General features: G+C 41.6%; 23 protein-coding genes. 1 reads left to right on the top strand and 22 read right to left on the bottom strand.

Features of this window, described 5'->3' with window-relative positions:
- Positions 1-136 precede the first annotated feature (136 nt).
- Complete coding sequence (locus M9H69_RS00430) at positions 137-1,147, top strand: YeiH family protein (RefSeq protein WP_250315622.1); 1,011 nt, start codon at positions 137-139, stop codon at positions 1,145-1,147.
- A 27-nt stretch (positions 1,148-1,174) separates the two neighbouring features.
- Here the strand turns inward: M9H69_RS00430 and M9H69_RS00425 are convergent, their stop codons facing one another.
- The 22 genes from M9H69_RS00425 to M9H69_RS00320 all read right to left on the bottom strand — a co-directional run bounded on the left by M9H69_RS00425 (position 1,175) and on the right by M9H69_RS00320 (position 19,491).
- The gene (locus tag M9H69_RS00425) at positions 1,175-1,612 is read right to left on the bottom strand and encodes a CoA-binding protein (protein WP_250315621.1); all 438 of its coding nucleotides are present in this window, start codon (positions 1,610-1,612) and stop codon (positions 1,175-1,177) included.
- A 119-nt stretch (positions 1,613-1,731) separates the two neighbouring features.
- On the bottom strand, positions 1,732-2,700 hold the full coding sequence (locus M9H69_RS00420; protein ID WP_000010175.1) for a ribose-phosphate diphosphokinase: 969 nt from the start codon (positions 2,698-2,700) through the stop codon (positions 1,732-1,734).
- 213 nt (positions 2,701-2,913) lie between these two features.
- Positions 2,914-3,408 (bottom strand): beta-class carbonic anhydrase, encoded by a 495-nt coding sequence (locus M9H69_RS00415; protein ID WP_002876632.1) that lies wholly within the window; start codon positions 3,406-3,408, stop codon positions 2,914-2,916.
- A gap of 72 nt (positions 3,409-3,480) precedes the next feature.
- The gene (gene radA / locus M9H69_RS00410) at positions 3,481-4,842 is read right to left on the bottom strand and encodes a DNA repair protein RadA (protein WP_434481180.1); all 1,362 of its coding nucleotides are present in this window, start codon (positions 4,840-4,842) and stop codon (positions 3,481-3,483) included.
- Between the two features lie 13 nt (positions 4,843-4,855).
- Complete coding sequence (locus M9H69_RS00405) at positions 4,856-5,371, bottom strand: histidine phosphatase family protein (RefSeq protein ID WP_250315619.1); 516 nt, start codon at positions 5,369-5,371, stop codon at positions 4,856-4,858.
- Position 5,372: 1 nt separating this feature from the next.
- Complete coding sequence (locus M9H69_RS00400; RefSeq protein WP_250315618.1) at positions 5,373-5,816, bottom strand: dUTP diphosphatase; 444 nt, start codon at positions 5,814-5,816, stop codon at positions 5,373-5,375.
- Positions 5,817-6,100: 284 nt separating this feature from the next.
- On the bottom strand, positions 6,101-7,066 hold the full coding sequence (locus tag M9H69_RS00395) for an N-acetylmuramoyl-L-alanine amidase family protein (protein ID WP_250315617.1): 966 nt from the start codon (positions 7,064-7,066) through the stop codon (positions 6,101-6,103).
- 2 nt (positions 7,067-7,068) lie between these two features.
- On the bottom strand, positions 7,069-7,401 hold the full coding sequence (locus M9H69_RS00390) for a phage holin (protein WP_061864867.1): 333 nt from the start codon (positions 7,399-7,401) through the stop codon (positions 7,069-7,071).
- A 3-nt stretch (positions 7,402-7,404) separates the two neighbouring features.
- Positions 7,405-7,704 (bottom strand): hypothetical protein, encoded by a 300-nt coding sequence (locus tag M9H69_RS00385; protein ID WP_001810279.1) that lies wholly within the window; start codon positions 7,702-7,704, stop codon positions 7,405-7,407.
- An 11-nt stretch (positions 7,705-7,715) separates the two neighbouring features.
- Positions 7,716-8,321, bottom strand: a complete 606-nt coding sequence (locus M9H69_RS00380) for a DUF1366 domain-containing protein (protein ID WP_250315616.1) — start codon at positions 8,319-8,321, stop codon at positions 7,716-7,718.
- Positions 8,322-8,330: 9 nt separating this feature from the next.
- Positions 8,331-10,379, bottom strand: a complete 2,049-nt coding sequence (locus M9H69_RS00375; RefSeq protein WP_250315615.1) for a DUF859 family phage minor structural protein — start codon at positions 10,377-10,379, stop codon at positions 8,331-8,333.
- A gap of 10 nt (positions 10,380-10,389) precedes the next feature.
- Entirely contained in the window at positions 10,390-13,125 is a 2,736-nt protein-coding gene (locus tag M9H69_RS00370) for a collagen-like triple helix repeat-containing protein (protein WP_250315614.1), read from the bottom strand.
- An 8-nt stretch (positions 13,126-13,133) separates the two neighbouring features.
- Entirely contained in the window at positions 13,134-13,475 is a 342-nt protein-coding gene (locus M9H69_RS00365) for a hypothetical protein (RefSeq protein WP_049479251.1), read from the bottom strand.
- A gap of 9 nt (positions 13,476-13,484) precedes the next feature.
- Positions 13,485-16,661: a hypothetical protein gene (locus M9H69_RS00360; RefSeq protein ID WP_250315613.1), complete on the bottom strand. Its 3,177-nt coding sequence runs from the start codon at positions 16,659-16,661 to the stop codon at positions 13,485-13,487.
- Positions 16,662-16,674: 13 nt separating this feature from the next.
- Positions 16,675-16,968, bottom strand: coding sequence for a Gp15 family bacteriophage protein (locus tag M9H69_RS00355; protein ID WP_029680951.1), 294 nt, complete (start codon positions 16,966-16,968; stop codon positions 16,675-16,677).
- A gap of 34 nt (positions 16,969-17,002) precedes the next feature.
- Positions 17,003-17,305 (bottom strand): hypothetical protein, encoded by a 303-nt coding sequence (locus M9H69_RS00350; protein WP_250315612.1) that lies wholly within the window; start codon positions 17,303-17,305, stop codon positions 17,003-17,005.
- Positions 17,305-17,502: a hypothetical protein gene (locus M9H69_RS00345; RefSeq protein WP_195217141.1), complete on the bottom strand. Its 198-nt coding sequence runs from the start codon at positions 17,500-17,502 to the stop codon at positions 17,305-17,307. Before M9H69_RS00345 ends, M9H69_RS00350 begins: the two co-directional genes overlap by 1 nt.
- 41 nt (positions 17,503-17,543) lie before the next feature.
- On the bottom strand, positions 17,544-17,987 hold the full coding sequence (locus M9H69_RS00340; RefSeq protein ID WP_007518781.1) for a phage tail tube protein: 444 nt from the start codon (positions 17,985-17,987) through the stop codon (positions 17,544-17,546).
- Positions 17,987-18,391, bottom strand: a complete 405-nt coding sequence (locus M9H69_RS00335) for a minor capsid protein (RefSeq protein WP_250315611.1) — start codon at positions 18,389-18,391, stop codon at positions 17,987-17,989. Before M9H69_RS00335 ends, M9H69_RS00340 begins: the two co-directional genes overlap by 1 nt.
- Positions 18,392-18,393: 2 nt before the next feature.
- Positions 18,394-18,774, bottom strand: a complete 381-nt coding sequence (locus tag M9H69_RS00330) for a hypothetical protein (RefSeq protein ID WP_138099584.1) — start codon at positions 18,772-18,774, stop codon at positions 18,394-18,396.
- A 4-nt stretch (positions 18,775-18,778) separates the two neighbouring features.
- Positions 18,779-19,117: a hypothetical protein gene (locus tag M9H69_RS00325; RefSeq protein ID WP_138099583.1), complete on the bottom strand. Its 339-nt coding sequence runs from the start codon at positions 19,115-19,117 to the stop codon at positions 18,779-18,781.
- On the bottom strand, positions 19,117-19,491 hold the full coding sequence (locus tag M9H69_RS00320; RefSeq protein WP_007518773.1) for a hypothetical protein: 375 nt from the start codon (positions 19,489-19,491) through the stop codon (positions 19,117-19,119). The genes M9H69_RS00325 and M9H69_RS00320 overlap by 1 nt, the downstream gene beginning before the upstream one ends.
- Positions 19,492-19,496: the final 5 nt, after the last annotated feature.

Here is a 19,496-nt window from a genome sequence, read left to right as displayed (position 1 = left end):
CTCTCAAAACGTATCTCTATTATACTACAAAAGCCCCCCGACCGCAAAAATACATTATAGAATAGCTTTCCACTTTCTATTTTACTTTTCCCGTTTACAGGTCTATAATGGTAACAGATTATGATTGGAGGTTTTTATGTCATTTCTATCAAAAAATGGAGCAGGCATCTTGGCCTGCCTTCTCATTTCTATCATTTCTTGGTTTCTAGGAGGACTTTTCCCCGTCGTGGGTGCACCCGTTTTTGCAATCTTTATAGGAATGCTCCTACACCCCTGGCTCTCGCCCTACAAACAACTAGATGCAGGTTTGACCTTTAGTTCCAAAAAATTACTCCAGTATGCCGTCATCTTGCTTGGTTTTGGTCTCAATATCTCGCAAGTCTTTGCAGTCGGACAAACCTCACTCCCTGTCATCCTTTCCACCATTTCGATTTCCTTAATCGTCGCCTACCTCTTCCAGCGTTTCTTTGCACTAGACACAAAACTGGCTACCTTGATTGGTGTGGGTTCTTCTATCTGTGGTGGCTCTGCCATTGCTGCGACAGCACCCGTTATCCATGCCAAAGAAAAGGAGGTTGCCCAAGCCATTTCCGTTATCTTTTTCTTCAATATCTTGGCTGCGCTCATCTTTCCAACTCTAGGAACCTGGCTTCACCTATCTAATGACGGCTTTGCCCTCTTTGCAGGAACTGCGGTCAATGATACTTCTTCTGTAACGGCCACAGCTAGTGCCTGGGACAGTCTTTATCAGACCAATACCCTCGAGTCTGCAACCATTGTTAAACTCACACGCACCTTAGCGATCATTCCCATCACTCTCTTTCTCTCCTACTGGCAAAGTCGCCAACAAGAAAATAAACAAGGCGTACAACTGAAAAAAGTTTTCCCACTTTTTATCCTTTATTTTATCCTGGCCTCTATCTTAACGACTCTACTTACCTCTCTTGGTGTGTCCAGTAGTTTCTTTACCCCTCTCAAACAACTCTCTAAATTCTTTATCATCATGGCCATGAGTGCTATCGGTCTCAAAACCAATCTAATTGCCATGGTTAGATCCAGTGGTAAATCTATTGTCCTCGGAGCTCTTTGCTGGATTGCCATCATCCTCACCAGTCTTGGTATGCAAGCATTGATTGGTACTTTATAATACAAAAGGTAGCCCATGGCTACCTTTTTATTGCTCAAGAATTAAGCGAGTATGTTCTCTCTTGATACAGCGATTCATCACGATGTCATCGCATCCTCCAGCACGCAAGATTTCTTCCGCTTCTAGATTTTCAAGTCCTAATTGCGCCCAAAAAATCTTGGCATCAGCCTTGAGAAAATCACGCGCCACATCTGGCAAAAACTCGCTCCGTCGGTATACATTGACAATATCCACAGGAAAAGGAATCTCAGCTAGACTCGTATAAGCCTTTTCTCCCAGGATTTCCCCACCTGCAGCCTTGGGATTGACTGGAATGATTTTATAGCCCCGAGCCTGCATTTCCTTGGTCACTCGATTGCTAGTTGTTTCTTCACGATCGGACAAGCCTACTACTGCTAACGTTTTACTGGTTGCAAGATACTGACGTACCACACCATCACTTGGATTGATAAATTCTTGGCTCATAGAAATCCTCCTTTTTTCTCAGTATAGCATATTTTGAAAAGGCTTGCAGATTTTGACTACAAAAAAATTCCTAGCAAGAGAAAAAGCTTGCCAGGAAATTCGTTTATTCAAGTGAAAGTTTAGATTTTTTTCTCGATACTAAATAATGGAGAAAGAGGACGTTTTTCGTGGATACGAATAATAGCATCGCCCAGAAGATGAGCAATCGAAATTTGTTCAATCTTATCAATCAAACGCTCTTCTGGTAGGTAGATAGTATCCAAAACAACCAATTTTTTAATAGCTGATTTTTGGATATTGTCCATAGCTGGTCCAGAAAGAACTGGGTGCGTACAGCTTGCGTAAACTTCAACAGCACCTGCTTCAGCAAGTGCATCTGCTGCATGGCAGATTGTTCCAGCTGTATCAATCATATCGTCAATCAAGATACAAGTCTTGCCTTCGACCTTACCGATGATGTTCATCACCTCGCTGGTATTCATCTTGTCTACACTACGGCGTTTGTCAATAATTGCAATCGGAGTTTTCAAAAACTCTGCCAATTTACGAGCACGAGTTACCCCACCATGGTCTGGGCTGACAACCACGTAGTCAGAGCCAACCATGCCACGACGTTCAAAATAGTCCGCAATCAATGGAGCACCCATCAAGTGATCTACAGGAATATCAAAGAATCCCTGAATTTGCGCAGCGTGCAAATCAATCGTCAACAAACGATCTACCCCAGCAACTTCTAGCATGTTTGCAACGAGTTTTGCAGTGATTGGCTCACGTGCGCGCGCTTTTCTATCCTGACGTGCATAGCCATAGTAAGGCATGACAACGTTGACAGATTCTGCACTAGCACGCTTCAATGCGTCCACCATAATCAAAATTTCAAGTAAATTATCATTTACAGGTGAACTCGTTGATTGTAGGATAAAGACGTGTTTTCCACGGATTGATTCTTCGATGTTGACCTGAATCTCCCCATCTGAAAATTGGCGAACAGTCGATTTCCCCAACTCTATCCCAATTTCTTGCGCCACACGCTCTGCCAATTCTCTATTAGAAGAAAGGGCAAACAGCTTTAAATCAGAAAAAGACATGATTTCCTCCGGTATTTATGTATCACTTGTTTTTTACACAACATTTTCCATCTACCATTGTAGCGCTTTTTCCTTTATTTTTCAATCAAAAATAAAACAAGGGCAAACATTTATACCCTTGTTTTTACTATTTTATATTAGCTGTATTAAAATTAAAATCACTACATTTTAACAATCGATTTTATGCTAGGATGAAATTTTTTCGAGACAAAGTTAGTATACTTCTCTCATACTTCCTGTATCCACATCATAGACAGCACCTGAAATAACCACATCATCAGGAATCAGTGGAGATTCTCGAAGCAATTGCATATCCTCTCTCACACTCTCTTCAACATCCTGGAATGGTAAAAAATCTTGATCAGACACATCAACTCCGAGCTCGTGTTTCAAATGTTCATGAAAACTTTCATTTTGAAAGGTTTGAGCTCCACAGTCTGTATGGTGAAGCACCACAATCTCTCTAGTCCCCATTTGTTGCTGGGAAATCACCAGTGAACGAATCATGTCCTCAGTTACTCGACCACCCGCATTCCGTAGGATATGGGCATCCCCAAGGGCCAAACCTAGAGCTTGCGCAACGTGCAGACGTGAGTCCATACAGGTCACAATAGCTACTCTGGTTTTGGGTTTAAGTGGCAGATTTAACTGCCCATGTAGGGCAACATAAGCCTGATTGGCTTGCATAAACTGTTCAAAATACGACACGATTCCCTCCTCAAAAATTTGATAATCAAATATTTCTCCTATCTTATCATTTTTAAGAGGATTTGTCACGGATTATGCAAAGACCTTTTTCAAAACTTCCTGAATCGTCGTCACACCAATGACTTCAATTTCCTTGGGTGGAGTAATTCCTGTCAAGGAATTCTTAGGTACATAAATCTTAGTAAAGCCTAGTTTTGACGCTTCATTTATGCGTTGTTCGATACGATTCACGCGTCGAATCTCTCCCGTCAAGCCCAGTTCACCTACAAAACATTCCTGAGGATTGGTAGGCTTGTCTTTGTAGCTCGAAGCAATGGCAACCGCAACAGCCAAGTCAATCGCAGGTTCATCCAATTTGACACCGCCAGCAGATTTGAGATAGGCATCCTGATTTTGCAAGAGAAGCCCTGCTCGTTTTTCCAAAACAGCCATAATCAGACTCGCACGATTGAAATCAAGTCCTGTCGTCGTGCGTTTAGCATTTCCAAACATAGTCGGTGTTACCAAAGCCTGGACCTCCGCCAAAATCGGACGGGTCCCTTCCATGGTCACAACGATTGACGAGCCAGTAGCCCCATCCAAACGCTCTTCTAGGAAAACTTGACTCGGATTGAGTACCTCAACCAATCCGCCCGACTGCATCTCAAAGATGCCAATCTCATTAGTGGATCCAAAACGGTTTTTGACTGCTCTCAAGATACGGAAGGTATGGTGGCGTTCCCCTTCAAAGTAAAGCACCGTATCTACCATATGCTCCAACATACGCGGACCAGCCAAGGTTCCTTCCTTGGTCACATGCCCTACGATAAAGATAGCAATGTTATTAGTCTTGGCCAGCTGCATGAGCTCAGCTGTCACCTCTCGCACTTGAGAAACTGACCCTTGCACTCCAGAAATCTCAGGAGACATAATAGTCTGGATAGAGTCGATGATGAGAAAGTCAGGTTGGATACGCTCTACCTCAGCTCGAACACTCTGCATATTGGTCTCTGCATAGAGATAAAACTCACTATCAATATCCCCCAAGCGCTCTGCTCGTAACTTAATCTGCTGAGCAGACTCCTCCCCACTGACATAGAGAACGGTCCCCACTTGAGACAACTGGGTAGAAACTTGTAGGAGAAGGGTTGATTTCCCAATCCCTGGGTCCCCACCGATGAGGACGAGACTCCCTGGTACCACTCCGCCTCCAAGTACACGGTTGAATTCCTCCATCTCCGTCTTGGTTCGATTGACGATGATTGAAGTCACTTCAGCCAGTTTCATAGGCTTGGTTTTTTCACCTGTCAAGGACACACGCGCATTCTTAACCTCGATAACCTCGATCTCTTCTACAAAAGAAGACCAAGCTCCACAGTTTGGACAGCGCCCTAGATACTTAGGTGAATTATATTCACAATTTTGACACACAAATGTCGCTTTTTTCTTTGCGATGATAAACCTCTTTCTAAATTTCTACCTCACATTCAATCACTTGGCAAAAATCAATCTTCTCGTCTGGTACAAATTGGCGCATGAGCATTCGATGAGCGACAACTAGCACTGTCTGGTAGTCTCGGTACTTTATCATAGTTTCCAAAAAACGCACCTTCATCTCTTCAGCTGTCTCATACTGAATAGGACTATTAGGAAGCAACTCCCCCTTGTTTTCTAAAAACAGAGTACGTGCTTTTTCAAAATTCTCTATACCACTTTCGTAAACCTGCCATTCATGCAATAAAGGCTCTACTCTTAAAGGAAGGCCCGTAGCACAAGTAAGATAAGAAGCCGTTTCTAATGCTCGCGTCACTGCAGAAGACACCAGTATATCAGCTGAGCCAAGCAAAGGATTTTGGCAAAGTTCCTGAGCTTGTCGCCTTCCTTTCTCAGACAAAGGAGCCAAATCTAATCCAAAGCCAGTGTAGGAACACTCCTCTAACTCACGGTAATCTGGCTCCCCATGACGTACAAAGATAATCTTCATCTTAGTGTCCAGTTGACCCAAAACCACCAGTCCGCACGCCATCCGCTTCATCTCCGTCTGCAATCAAAAATGGTGCAAAGACAGCCTGGACTACACGTTCTCCAACTTCGAGGACGACTTCCTGTTCAGTAATGTTTTTCATCTGAGCAAAGATATGGCCTTCATTCCCAGGATTTCCATAATAATCCCCATCAATGACCCCAACTGAGTTAATCAAAACCAAACCCTTCTTGCGAGGGTTTGATGAACGGTCATAGAGATAGAGCACTTCTGTCGGCTGCATATAGGCCTTAACACCTGTCGGAACCAAGACAATCTCTCCTGGCGCAATAACCGTACGCACAGCAACCTTTAAGTCGTAACCAGCTGCATGAGCCGTCTCACGCTTAGGTAGCAAACTTTCATCTGTAAAACTCGAAACCAATTCAAAACCACGAATTTTCATATTTTTCTCTTTTCTATTATCATTTATTCTAGATTATTCTATCTTATTTATTCGGAAAAAGCACGAAAAAAGAGCACACAACAGTTATAGGTGATACGATAATTTACACTGTTTCACAATACGTTGAAATTTAGAGCTTTAAAGCGAGAGCAAAGTTGACTTTTTACATCGTTTTACAGAGATTTACGACATTTTTGCCCCTTTTTTGCCCCTTATAAAACAAAAAAAGCCCGCAAGCCTGAGCCTGCGGGCTAGTGTAATCTATTTTGAAATTCTTTCTGTTTTTATTTTTCTTCTTTTGGTTTATCGACGATAGTGATAAGCCCGTCTGGTTCTGTTTTGAATGCTGGGTCTGTGTGAAGTTCACCGTTGGCTTTCAAATAGTACCAGCCATCGCCTGACTTAATGAATTGTTTAGAGAGCATGTAGCCATCTTTTTCTTCCATAAAATACCAGGTTTCACGGTATTTCACCCAACCAGTGGCCATGCGACCGTCTGATTTGAAGAAATACCATCGATGGTTGAGGAACATCCAGCCTGTGACCATTGCGCCACGTTTGTCAAGATAGAACCAATCTTTGCCATCATTGAACCAACGGTTGATTAGGCAGTATCCACGTTCATCGAAGTAGAACCACTCATTGTTGATTTTCTTCCAGCGTTTTGTCGGATACGAGCCATCTGACTCCTCCCACCACCAGCCGGTTTCATTGCGTTTCCAGCCAGCTTCAGATAAGCCACCTTCGATATCCTTTTTAAACTGCTCACGGCTGATGCCCCATTTTGCAAGATAAGGATACGGATCCACGTGGTCAGAGTAGTTTCGTGGCTGGTTATACGTACAGTATTGGTGCGTCTTAATTCCAGCCAAACTATCAGAATCCAACGTTTTCGGAATTCCTGCTTCATCAGCAAGGTTTCGCAGTAGTTCAACATATAGCTTATAATCGCGCATGAACTCTTCCTTAGTAGCATGGCTCTCAATCAATTCTACTTGTCCATAGCCTTCAACGTTCCAGCCTCCACCTACATCATAAGCTCCCATGTCTGTGTACCAGGTCTGCATCACACGGCCGTTGCCGACAACGTGAGAGAAGAAGCCAGAATCAACAGGACGACGCATATGATAGTCCGCTTCGTTTTGGGCAGTTGAATTTGGATTTCCTGTTGAGTGTGCATGAATTTGTCTGTATGGTTGCTCCCCCACCTGTGGTAAGTCAGTTCTTAGTCTACTTGTATCAATATCCATTATTATTCCCCTTTCCACGCATCATTCATCTGTTTGACTGCTGACTCAACGAATGTATCCAAGTCCTTATCAGTCATGCTGATATTGTACTTATTGAGTTCAGCACGGATTTTCGTACGGGCTTGTTCCAGCTTTTCCTCGCCCTTGAAGCCTGTCTCTTGAGCTACTTGCTCCACAGCGTTGACCGCGTTCTTAGCAAGGATTTCGACAATCTTGATGGTCTTTTCACCGCCTTTTTTAATCAAAAAATCCTTAATCGATTTGACCGCGATACCAGCCAAAACAGTCAAGATTCCAGTAGCTGAAACGATAATGATTTCAGTAATTTGTTGCATGTGTTATTCTCCTTTTTCGATTTCTTCCATGCGGTCGTTCATGCGGACCATTTCTTTTTGAATATCTCCGACCGCGTGAGTGATTGTGGTTAATTCTGTAGTAGTTTTTTCCAGGTGAGTCATCAAACGCTCTTCTCGTCTGTTAGAGTCGGCCTTTGATTGCTCGTGCAAATCCATAATCTTCTTCTCTCGCTTGTCCGAGGTCTTGATAAGATATCGAATGATAATAAAGAAAAGTAAGATAAACAAAATCGCCCAAGCTACCTGACTTTGAGCGATTTTTTCAGCTTCTTCAATTGGCATATAACCTCCTTTTACTCAATACGTGGCATGACTACGGTCAGCACACCTTGCTGAAGCATCTCAGCAAGAGCCTGTTCTTTCCAAGTGTAGCCTTCTGTGGCTTGCATTTGGAACTTGAAAATAGTCTTGGTTCCTTTTGGCCATTTCGGATTGGTGTCAAACGGATATGGCATAGCGACGATATCGCCGTTTCCATACCGTGTACTTTTAACAAGCGGTTTGATGAACTCAGCCACTTTGTTGTAAGCATAAGTAGGCATACCCCCATTTTGAGAGATGGCTAGGGCGATGAGAACCTCAGTGATAGCTGAAACCGTGTCAAGGTTCTCCTTGTTTTCCACGGCCGCTTGCTCTACCTTAGTTGCCATTTCCTTATTTTGCTTGAGCTGCGCATCCACCTGGCTGAATTTCTCATTTTCAGCACGATTTGGAAAATTCTCTTGATAAAGAGCCTCAATAGCTAACTCAAAAAGTTCGCTATTTGATAGGCTGATTTTATCAGCAGGTAACAAGATAGGTACGATAGCACCATTTGAGTTGACAAGTGTGACCTTGGTAGCTGATGCTGTTCCACTTGCATCAAATTCCTGTGATTTTGAGCCATATTCTAGTTTCATATTTCCTCCTTAAATTTTGAATGATACGTTGTCAAAGTTGAGCCATGTAGCGTCAACGTTCCCCTTGACGACTACGTTACCTCCTGGATAAATCCCGACAACGGCAGGGCCATAGTCATTGTTTAAAGCGGTTTTGAATAGCGTTGTGGATGGTCTGAAATTTTCAGGCAAAGTAAAGATAATTGACTCACGGGTAGTCTTTCCGCCTTTACACGTCCCTTTTAAATACACAATCCCGTCGAACGTTTTTGAAAACTGCACTTTTTCATACTCAGGATGATGGTTCCATCCATTTTGTAAAACGGCATTTTGCCAAGGTGGGCTCTGAATGTCATCTTTGGTAGCAATCTCTTTCCATTGCGTTGGAGACCATTTATTGGCATTGTTATAGGTTCTAACAAATACACGACCTGTCCCTATTGAGGTGAAAAATTGGACGCCTTTCCAGCTATCAAGCCAAAAATTTTGATACAGACCCCACTCACCGTTTTTTCCTGTTGGGTTGTCATCGTATTTGCCAGACCTCCAACCAAATTCTGTAGCTTGCTTGTTCCAAACATCATCCCATTGAGCACTACCTCTACCTAGACCTCCATTGTTAGAGGTCAGCTGATACTGCTGAATTGGCTTGTTATTCGAGTAGATATCGCCTAGAACATCTAATGAGCCTGGTTTCCCAAATTCTGCAACCTTACCGATGCCTACACGTCCGTTCTTATCATAGGACATTACTACGCTTTCAGTTGCTACTGTTGTAGAAAATTCAACGTTTGTAAACTTGTCCTCAAGCTTACCAATAATCACAAAGGATTTATTCGATGGATAATTCCCCGCCATGTTAGCAGCTGAATTAGTCAATGTATGAACACTTGTAAAATTACCAGATGCACTCCCATTATCATCCGTGAAATTCTCATTACCTATCTGAGCAACTTTGAAAGTTAAGGACATTACATTCCTTTGCTTTCCTGACTGCATTATAGGGGCAATTCGGGCATTTCTTAACACTTGCAATGTATTTGGATTACCTCTAGTTCTAAGTGCGGAGAAGCTAAAGGAGGGAGCATAATACTCAATCACGTTGATAGTAATATCTTTAGTATCTGATTGTTTGCCCCGACTATCGACAACATAAGCTCGAATGGTCGCCAAGCCGCTAAAGTTCATGATACCAAAACTACCACCGTTTTTAGTTACGACCATTTTTCTATTAACAATTTCAGCTCGATATCCAGTTATGGTAGAACCATATGCGCCAGACGCATTGTTGAAGTTTACTTGGATATCTGAAATGATTTGTAAAAAGTCATTTCCACCCAAAAGCCGTCTTGCGACCGTATTCATGTCAGTTAATGAAAGACCTGTGAAGGTAGGTTTTACACTGTCTGGGATTTTAAAGTGCCAGCCATTAGAGTACACATCGCTTCCAATTCGGGTAGACCCATTATATGTTCGAATACAGATATCCATAACCCCCGAACTTGATTTAGGCAAGTATCGAGCTAGGTCAAGTGAAGGAGTAAATGAAACGCTAGTAGTATGATTCTTCCCTAGGTCAATCCAGTCACTTCCAAAAACTCTATACCAAACCTGATGAGTGAATGAACTTGCTTTTCTGTCGATTCGTATAGTATGACGAGATCCTAAATTCCTATCACCATCTAGCCCTGCAACTGCACTAGAACGAGGTAAGCTGGATAACGTGTACTTAGTCGAGATAGTAATATTTCCGTGAACTCCATTATTAGGATCAAATGAAGCCCATACTGAGAAAGTTTTTGTCCCATCGCTTTCATGAGGGATAGTAGTTTCTCCAGAAGCAAGAGTAGTCTCTTGTCCTTGAGTATCGAAACTGAGGTTACTTTTGTAGATGCTGATCCCGTTTAGCCATACGGATAAAACACTTCCGTTTTCTGCGTTCCAAGTTCGGTAACCTCCATCACGGTCAACTGTAGCTCTCCAACTAACTCTAGAGGAGTTGTTAGCGATGTCCTGACTAATTTGTTCTATGTAAAGGTTCAAGTGCAATGGGCCGCTAGAATTGATAAATTTAGTCATTTTTCTCTTTTTAACCTCCTACATATCGAACAACATTCACATCTTTGTCAAGATAATACTGCTCTGTTCTAAAGCGTCCAATTTGAATTGACGAGGTGAAAATACCGTTGTCAATATTGATTACACCTTGACTGATATACATAACCTCTTTACCAGCTGAAAACATTGATATGCGATCATGACTGACTTTGATTGATGAACTAGCATCGTTCTTTCCAATGATGAGCCCCTCATTTGAAGCACTCATATAGGTATCGATGAACTTTTTCATCTCTTTCAAGCCACCAAATTCTATTGATAAAAACTCAATTCTCCTGCCTGCTTCGATTAAATCAGATTCAGATTTTTTTTGGCTTTCTGCATTTGATTTTACAAAAGCATTATAGGCTTTTTCTAAATCACTGAACTGATCCATTGTCGCTTTAGCTTTTAGCTCTATGTCATGAAGTTGAGCTTTTTCAGCTAGAGCATTTAATTGATCTTGAGTCAGTGATTGGTCAGCTTTAGAGTTGATAGTCTCTTGCACATCTTCGTCTGATAATCTAAAATCAGTCATTACATTGCCAATTTCAAGCTGAACATCTGTAACATACAGATTGACAATTTTGTCATATCCAACATAGAGCATGACTCTGATTTCATCAAAAGGTATATCGTGCTTTGCTGAAAGAGAAAAACGTTGGTATTTGTCGCTGATTTGGGAAACAGGTATATCAAGCCACGATTGTCTGGCAATAACTCCATCTTTTATAAAATGGATTCCAATATGAGCCTCTTGAGGCGCTCCATCTTTCGCAAACAAAGCCGAAACAGTGACTGGAGTGTCTGCCGGTTGAGGCAATGAAACCTTTTGATATATCCCTTTCCAGCGAGGGATGGTCGTGTCATTCTCGCTAAACATATGCAAGCCTGACCTGCCTTTATTAGATACAGAGTGAGTAAAGTTATAAGCCAATCCATTGACAGATGCCTTAGTCCACTTTCTTTCTCCAGATAGAAATGAGGCGTTTCTGATATAATTTTTAGCTCCGATACTCACATTATCAAAGAGAGCTGTCCACTTGTACCTTGTAGGGTCTTGACTGTCTGCCTCAGTGAAATCAGTGTAAGTACCTAAATAGCGCTTATTTGTGCTATCTGTTGTACTAAAACCATCACGACCGTCAGCAGAATTAGCCCAAGCTCTATGCAAGTATGGAGTGCGTCCGTCAGCTCCAGTTTTTCCTGGGATACCTTGGTCGCCTTTCGGGCCTTGCAAACCTTGGACACCAGGTACCCCCTGTTGCCCACGTTCCCCTTGAGGTCCAGGAGTCAATTCAATTTTTTTTAGATCTTCTTTCGTTGCTACGTCTTTAGAGTTTATTGTGAGCTTATCAATGTTCATCACAACTTTGCCGTCACGTACGGAAACAATCTCTTGCAAACCATTCATGATTCGCAAACGTGCTAAATCCAGATCTCCAGCAGTTATTTTTTTGGCATTTAACGTAATGTAATTACCAATTGCTGCGGAGACTTTTTTTGCTAGCAATTCATCCGTGGTTATCGTATCGACAATTTCTCCGACATTAGCGCTGTCTGCCTTTTTAACCCATGAACCTTCTACACGTTCCCACATTTCAACATAGCCACCATTAGGTTTAAACCATATATCTCCATTTTTTGGTTTGGTAGGGCTTGATGTATCAAGGTACATACTACCTTGTTTAGTGATAAGTTCGTCCAAATACTCTATTTGACGTTGCATGGACCCCTTATATTTATAAGTACCTTGTGCAACTCCAGCAGCATTTCCACTACTATGGGCAGATAAACCACCATCAAACGAAAGTTTGTAGGACAGCATTGGAATATCAAAATAGATATTTTCATCCCAGTGTACTGTAACCCAGTCACCGGATTCCATGGCCATATCACCACGCCAGGACAATGTATATGGATAAAAGTTAAAATCACGGTATTCATTGAAGATACGATCCAGAATTTCTTGTGTAACCCATGGATTTTTTAACTTCATGATATTACCTGTGGACAATCCTGATTTATACACAACCTTATCAGCAGACTTACACTCAATACCTTTCAACCTGTAAGGTATCTCGTCACGTTCTAATCCACCTGGCTTATACATATCTTTTGTGATATGTCTTGATGTTGTCTTTAGCTTGATAAAATCAAGCTTCCCATTACGATTAAATCTGACGAAGCTTCCTGATAATTGCGCTAAATAAACTAACGCCTCACGATAACTTGTTTTTTCTAGTTTCTTCGCAACTTGATCATTTACTAATTGGATATTAGTATCTGTCGTGATACCTGTCAATCTCACGATTTCTAATAAAATATCCCTTGTATAAGCTGGATAAGTAAGCTGACTATCATAAGCACCAGACAATCTAACAAACTCGTCCTGTAGCTTAATTTTGGTCTTTTTATCATTACGATCTAGCTTGACCTCGGTAACAAAAAACTTGCCAAGTGGGACGGTTTTACCCGCAATTGCTACCGACATTGTTGCCGGCATCATTTCTTGCAGACCTTCAATAATCTCTTTAATTTCAATTTCTAGACTATTGATGTACCCACCACCAATTGTAAAATCATTACTATTACCGATGGAACTGTCGTAAGTAGCTGATGCAATTTTGGTTTTTGTGTATCTCTTACCATTTAAGTCAAAGTTAGCCTCAAACACGCGCAGATGGTTCTCTATTGCTTTGATATAATCTGATGTTACTTCTAACATGATCCCTCCTACTGCTCGATAATAGATACAGATAAGCCGTTGTAATAGGTCACACCGTCACTCAGACGCCCCATTACTGTCTCTGTGATAGTTCCGCGATAACCAGTGATAGACTGTCCTAAAATGTTTGCAGTAAAAAATCCGGCTACCAATTTAGACTTGATAAGATTTCTTTCTGCTTCTGTGATAATTCCCCATTTGATGGAGAATGTACGTTTTTCCGCAATGACGTCACCCGTCATCAATCCACTAGCACTACGACCCGTAGAAGATGACCAGATAATCTCATTATTGATGCTGATTTCAACTGGAGAAGCAAGAGCTACTCCACCTACTGATATTTCACTCATGCATACCTCCTAAATCATGAGGGGGGATTCCCCTGTTTTAATTGCAATTTCATTGATTTTATCTACAATCTTCTTGGTGATTTTATCACCATCAATTGTCAAATCAAGAGCACGAACCGCTTGTAACAACTGTGTCAGTAAGGCTAGAACTTCTGGTCCACCGCCATTATTTGACAATTCCGCTGCACGACGTGCCATTTCAAGCATTTTATTTTCCGGAGCAACAATCTCACCGTAATGCTTGTTGTCACCAATCATGGCAATTTGTGGTGTATTGGCCTTAACAAAGCCACCTTGAGCAAGTCGAGGTAGTCCAATGTAACTAAATCCACCGATATTTACACCAGGTAATTTATTAATCACGCTAATAGCGCCATTGAGTAAGCTGATACCACTATTGATTGTGCTTTCTACCGTGCCAAGCACCCCGTTAATAACGCTACGTACAGCACCGCCAATGGCACTTCCAACCATGGTTCCAACGTGAGTAAACGTTGAGCGTATTTGCCCCCAAAGTCCGCTAAAGAACCCGATAATGCCCGAAAATGCATTCTTGACATTGTTATATGCTTCGCGGAATTTTGAAGAAAACCACCCTGGTATGCTAGCAAGAGCAGATTGAATATTACTCCACTTCCCTGCAAACCAACTTGCAATAGGATTGAAGATACCTGTTAAACCTGCCCACGCGCTGCGGAATTTGTCTTTGAACCAATCAGGAATAGAAGCAAGATTGCTTTTTAACTCATTGTATCGTTGAGAAAACCAAGAACCAATACCGGTAAAGATAGCAACAATGGCATCCCAGGCTTGTTTAAACTTGTCCTTGAACCATTGAACAACAGGTGCAAAAATGGTCTTAACAGATTCCCACCAACGTGTGAACTCTGCAATCATCGAATCGATATCAATTCCAAGTGCGGCTAAGAGAGATTGGATGATACCGGAAAATAGATTTTTAATTCCGTTCCAAGCTTTATCCCAATCCCCTGTAAAAACACCCGTTACAAAATCAATCAAACCAGATAGAGCTTGAGCAAGACCACCGATGATATCAGAGAGTGCTGCAATAGCATTGATCAATGCTGTACCGATAACTTCTGCTAATCCGCTAAGAATCTCCATAAATTTTGTGACATCTACATTCAAAACAAAGTCTTCCCAAGCTGCTTTGAAAAAATCAAAAAAACTACCTAAAAGCATAGAGAGATTATCGATAGCTGGTTTTACATGAGCGTCATAAACTTCCGAAAACATTTTGCCCAATTTTGATAGAACTGGATTGAGGTAAGTATTCCACCCATCCAAAAAGCTTTTCATCAACTGACCAAAACCACTTGTCAAAGAGTCAATAAATGGTTTTGCTTTGTCATCGTACACGCGTTTCAACGCATCACCAACATCATTTACCAGTGATTCTAAACTTTCAAAAACAGGAGCAATGCCATCTAATAATCCTGTCCAGGCTTGTACTAACTGTGGAACATTCGGGACTATTGCTTTTTCAATTCCTTTAGCAAAATCTCCTGCTATCTTACTGCCTAATTCGATTACTGTGCTACCAGCACTTAAAATCGCAGATACAATCGCACTGCCAATTCTAACAGCGCCAGAAGATGTGATGACATCGTAAAAACCATTTGAGAAAGCTTGAACGATATTACCAGCAACCTCAGCTACGTTTCCTATGTTAGTAAATAGAGATACAAGAGCGCTCTTAATACGCTCTTTTTGGCGCTGTAAGCCATTAGCTATACTTTCGGCTATAAAGACTCCTATCCCGAGAGCAACAGTCCCTATCGAGCCAACAAATTGCCCTAGAGCATAAGCTATCTTATCAAGCATAGTTTGAAAAGAAGCAACAACTTTTGGATCTGTAAAAATCTCTTGTAGTAATTCACCGATTCGTTTCAAAGCACTCTGAAGGCGTTCAACACCATCAAATCTAAATGAAGCATTGAAACCGTCCTGGAACAATTTGACGAGTTCAAGCAATCGTTTAAATAATCCATCAAACAGACCGTCTAATTGATTCCCACCTTCAGCAATTTTTCCCATGTCGACTTCAGCGCCTTTAGGTGTTCCACCACCTCCGCCGCCTGAACCACCAGGACCGCCACCGGAATCTCCACCACCATCTCCGCTATCGGATGAGTCAGATAGTTTATTGATTTGGTCAAATCCCATGAGAGATTTCATTTCTTGGGCAGCTTTCTTAGCTGCTTTACCAGCTCCATCCGCAGCCTTGCCGGCTCCTTTAGCGGCTTTTCCTAAATTGCCAGCTCCTCCTGCTGCACCATCAGAAGCCTCTCCTAAATTACCAACTGCATCAGCTGTTTCTTGGATACCCGAGCCTTTCATAGACTTCTTGCCAGTAAATAGTTCAGTCAATGCTTTAAAAGCATTACCTACTGTCAGCAATTTGCTGAGCAAAAAGTTAATCACTTTGATGACTGGGGTAAAAATGTTAATCAAGCCAGCTCCGACGCTTGCCATAAAGCTTTCGAACTGTAGCTTCATAATTCTAACTTGGTTAGCCCAACTGTCAGATGTCCTAGCGAAGTCGCCACTAGCTAGTGACAGCTTATCTGTTACAAATGCGAACCGCAAAGCAACTTTTTCAGCCTCAGACATTTCTTGTGTCGTCTTTCCAAAGCCGTTAGCCATTGCATACGCATCAAGTGCCGATTGAGTCATAACAACACCTAAATCTTTAAGCGTCTCTGTTTCACCAGTAAAGACTGATTTCAGCTTTGTGTAGGCTTCATCTTGACTAATATTATAAAAAGATGCCACATCGCCCGCTAAACTAGTTAAAGCTGTCGACATCTCGTAAGCTTTTTGTTCGCTGAAACCAAAAGCTTTCGTCATCGCACCGAATGTGCCGGTGTATCGTTTTGCCATGGTCTCTGATAACCCAGAGGTATACATAGCTTGTTTTGCAAAGTCATCGACTTGCTTGCTCATGCGTGGGAAAGCAACGTCAACAACGTTTTGTACTTCGTTGAGATCTGAGCCGAGCTTGATAGCTTGAGCTCCGAAATCAACAAGTTTCTTGATTGCAAATGCTCCTGCAAGCATCTTGGCAGCTTTCGTTGCCATCCCTTGCAAGCCACTCATCTGGCCTTTAAATTGTTTGTCGTTGACGACAAGGTCAAGACCAATTTGACCAACTGTCTGTGCCAATAGCTATCACCTCCTACTTAGCCATCTCAACAAAGGCTTGTTTTAATTCTTCAAGAACTTGAGTCAGATCTTGTTCAGTTTTCTCCTTGGCAAGTCTCAATCTCCATTCGTTTCGAATACGGTGCTGACCTTCTGAAAATACTTCTAGCATTTTAGGGTCATCTTCGCTTCGAATTTGGACGATTCGACCAAGCGGTGTTTCTCCGGACAAACCAGCTAAGAGAGCCTTGAACTCTTTCCACTTCATATTCTTAAATTCATTAGAGTATACAGATAAGCCATACTGTGTCCTAAGAGAACTGACGATTAAATCGAAATCCTCAAATAGGTCATAGTATGGCTCACTGTTCTCCCATTTCTTCTTCTCCCATAACCAACGTCATCGCTGCTTCAATAACTTTAGTTAAGTCAGCAAAATTCAAGCGCATTTCATTAAGTGTTTTGCGACTATTTTCAGGGAAGATTAGCTCAAACATTTCCATCATTTTTTTGGCAGATGGAGTGCCTTTTTCATCACCGATAGTCTGCATCAGAGTCAGTACAGTTGTTGCATCTGTATTAACTTCAATTTCAGCATCTTTAATTTTCAATTTTGGATTTTCTTCAAAATTGAGTTTTTCTGTGATATCAATTACTTTGGACATTATTCAGTTTCCTTTTCTTCAAATAAAATGTTGATCAGTACTTGACCAGTTCGATTTTCTTTGCTTGCCATAGCTTCGATTCGCTCTTTGGATTTACCGCTTAAATCAACGGTATCTCCAGCCTTATATTCGATACCTGTATCGATATCAATAAAAGCTATGGTTGCTGTTGCGTTGGTTTCTTCAGCTTCAACCATATTTCCTCCTTAAAATAAAAAGAGGGTCGAAACCCTCTAAATTAACCTGCTGGCACCACTTCCGGTTTACCATTTGACATGACATCAAATGACAATGGTGCAACACCAGTTGAATCCCCTGAAATAAAGTCCTTAAGATTGATAACCGCGTCTTTAAATTTGATTTTAGTTCCATCTGGGAAAGTCCATTGGAAGTCCGCTTCAGAATCGCGACCATTTTTAAACGCAAGACCTGCGATGTAGTCGTTACCGGCATCACCTACGTTTCGTTTACCAGAAACAGAAATTGTAACTGACTTCGCAGTCATCAAACGACGTGTCCAACCTTTTTGGTCAAATGGTTTCCATTCTTCAACACCATTGTCAAATGATACTGAGAATGATTCCATGTCTGCAATATCAACAAGTGATTCAACTCCTGCAGTTCCTTTATTTACTTGGAACTGGTTTTCATATACGGGGAATACCCCAGTTTTCTGAGCCATTAGTTGCCCTCTCTTTCGTAATATAAATCAAGCTCGATAACACGCTCATACACGTTATTATCATCTGTTCCTACGTCCACAGGCTCGTTCTGTAATAAGGCAATCATCTTAATAGGTGTTCCACCGATAACAACCGATTCAGCCTCAAATAGACGATTGTAGAGGTACTGAGCACGCTTCTCAGTCTCATTCGCATTCTTGTTCCAGTGAATTAAGACGCTGATTGATTTGACATCATAGCTTGTCAGTGATCTGCCTCCGATTGCTACCCGAGGACCATCGATTGTCTTTCGTTGGTAAATGCCTATACTATTTTCTTGCTTATTATCGATCTTGCCAATGTAGTAGTTGTTAGCTGCATTAAATGTTTTAATCCAGTCACGGACTTCAGCTAATGTAATCATGCTTAAACCCCCGTGATTTGTTTGTAAAGTCGCCCGTAGGCTTGTTTTATTTTGTGTGACTTCTTGCCACCATCAGCCCAATCCTCAAACCACTTTCCTTTTGCATGAGGATTTTCTTTCGTCTGGAATTGATATTCAGGATGAAAGTACAATCGTCTTGCGTAAGGAGTGGAATGTACCAGGCTTACTACACCTTGGGATGAACGTGAGTAGTCTGGAGCCATTGCTTCGCCTTGCAACACACCTTTATCAAATGGTACGACTTGTGCCTGCACAACTTCTGTATGCAGGTATTCAGCAGTCTGTTCCAGTGCTATGATTTGAGCCCTTTCCAGTTTTCGGATAGTACCAAAATCTAGCTTTACTGTAGACTTCGCAAACATAGTATCACTCCAATCCGATGTAGGTATAGTTAACAGTCCCATCTGGATTTCTAGCTTTCCGGCTGTCGGCAATCTTCCTGGCAATGCCAAATACAATTGCAGTCCCACCGCTCAATGTAGGCAAATACGGTGCAATATCACCAACAAAATAAGCTGATCCAGTAATTTGGACCAGCTTCTTCTGTTCGGTTAGGACTGTTTTGACACCGTCCTGATAATTGCATTTTAGATTTTCTCTAAACGCCTCCAAAGGTTCGCCATCTTCAGAAACTCCCTCTTGGTTGACTGTGACTGTGATTGGCGTCTGACAAAATTGAGGTAAGACAAGTTGTGGAAATTTCATCAAATAACCCTCCTCGTCAATCCTGTTTGCTTCAAAAGTTCATAGGTCTTGCGATAAATAACAATACCTTGTTCTGTAGCAATATTCCAATTTGATCCAAATTGCATTGACACACCATTAATACTGTAGTTTGAAACCGTAGTAGCTATCAAATCAGCATTAACCTCCTCAAAATCAACAATCTGACAACAAGCCTTTCGGATGACTTCCTGCTGAAATGGTGTCAGATTGTCGAATCCAATACCACGGATTCGGTTGAATGTAAGTATATCAATCTTGTCAGAAGCTGATTTAAGTTTGCTAGCCAGTTCTTCTGAATCAGCAGAAATCACACCAACAAACGTCTTTTTGTAATAATCTGGACTAGCATACATGACTG

The sequence above is a fragment of the Streptococcus oralis genome, from assembly GCF_023611505.1.
In the GTDB taxonomy this organism is placed as follows: domain Bacteria; phylum Bacillota; class Bacilli; order Lactobacillales; family Streptococcaceae; genus Streptococcus; species Streptococcus oralis_CT.
Note: the sequence above shows the minus strand (reverse complement) of the source record. Positions and strands in the feature narration are given on the sequence as shown.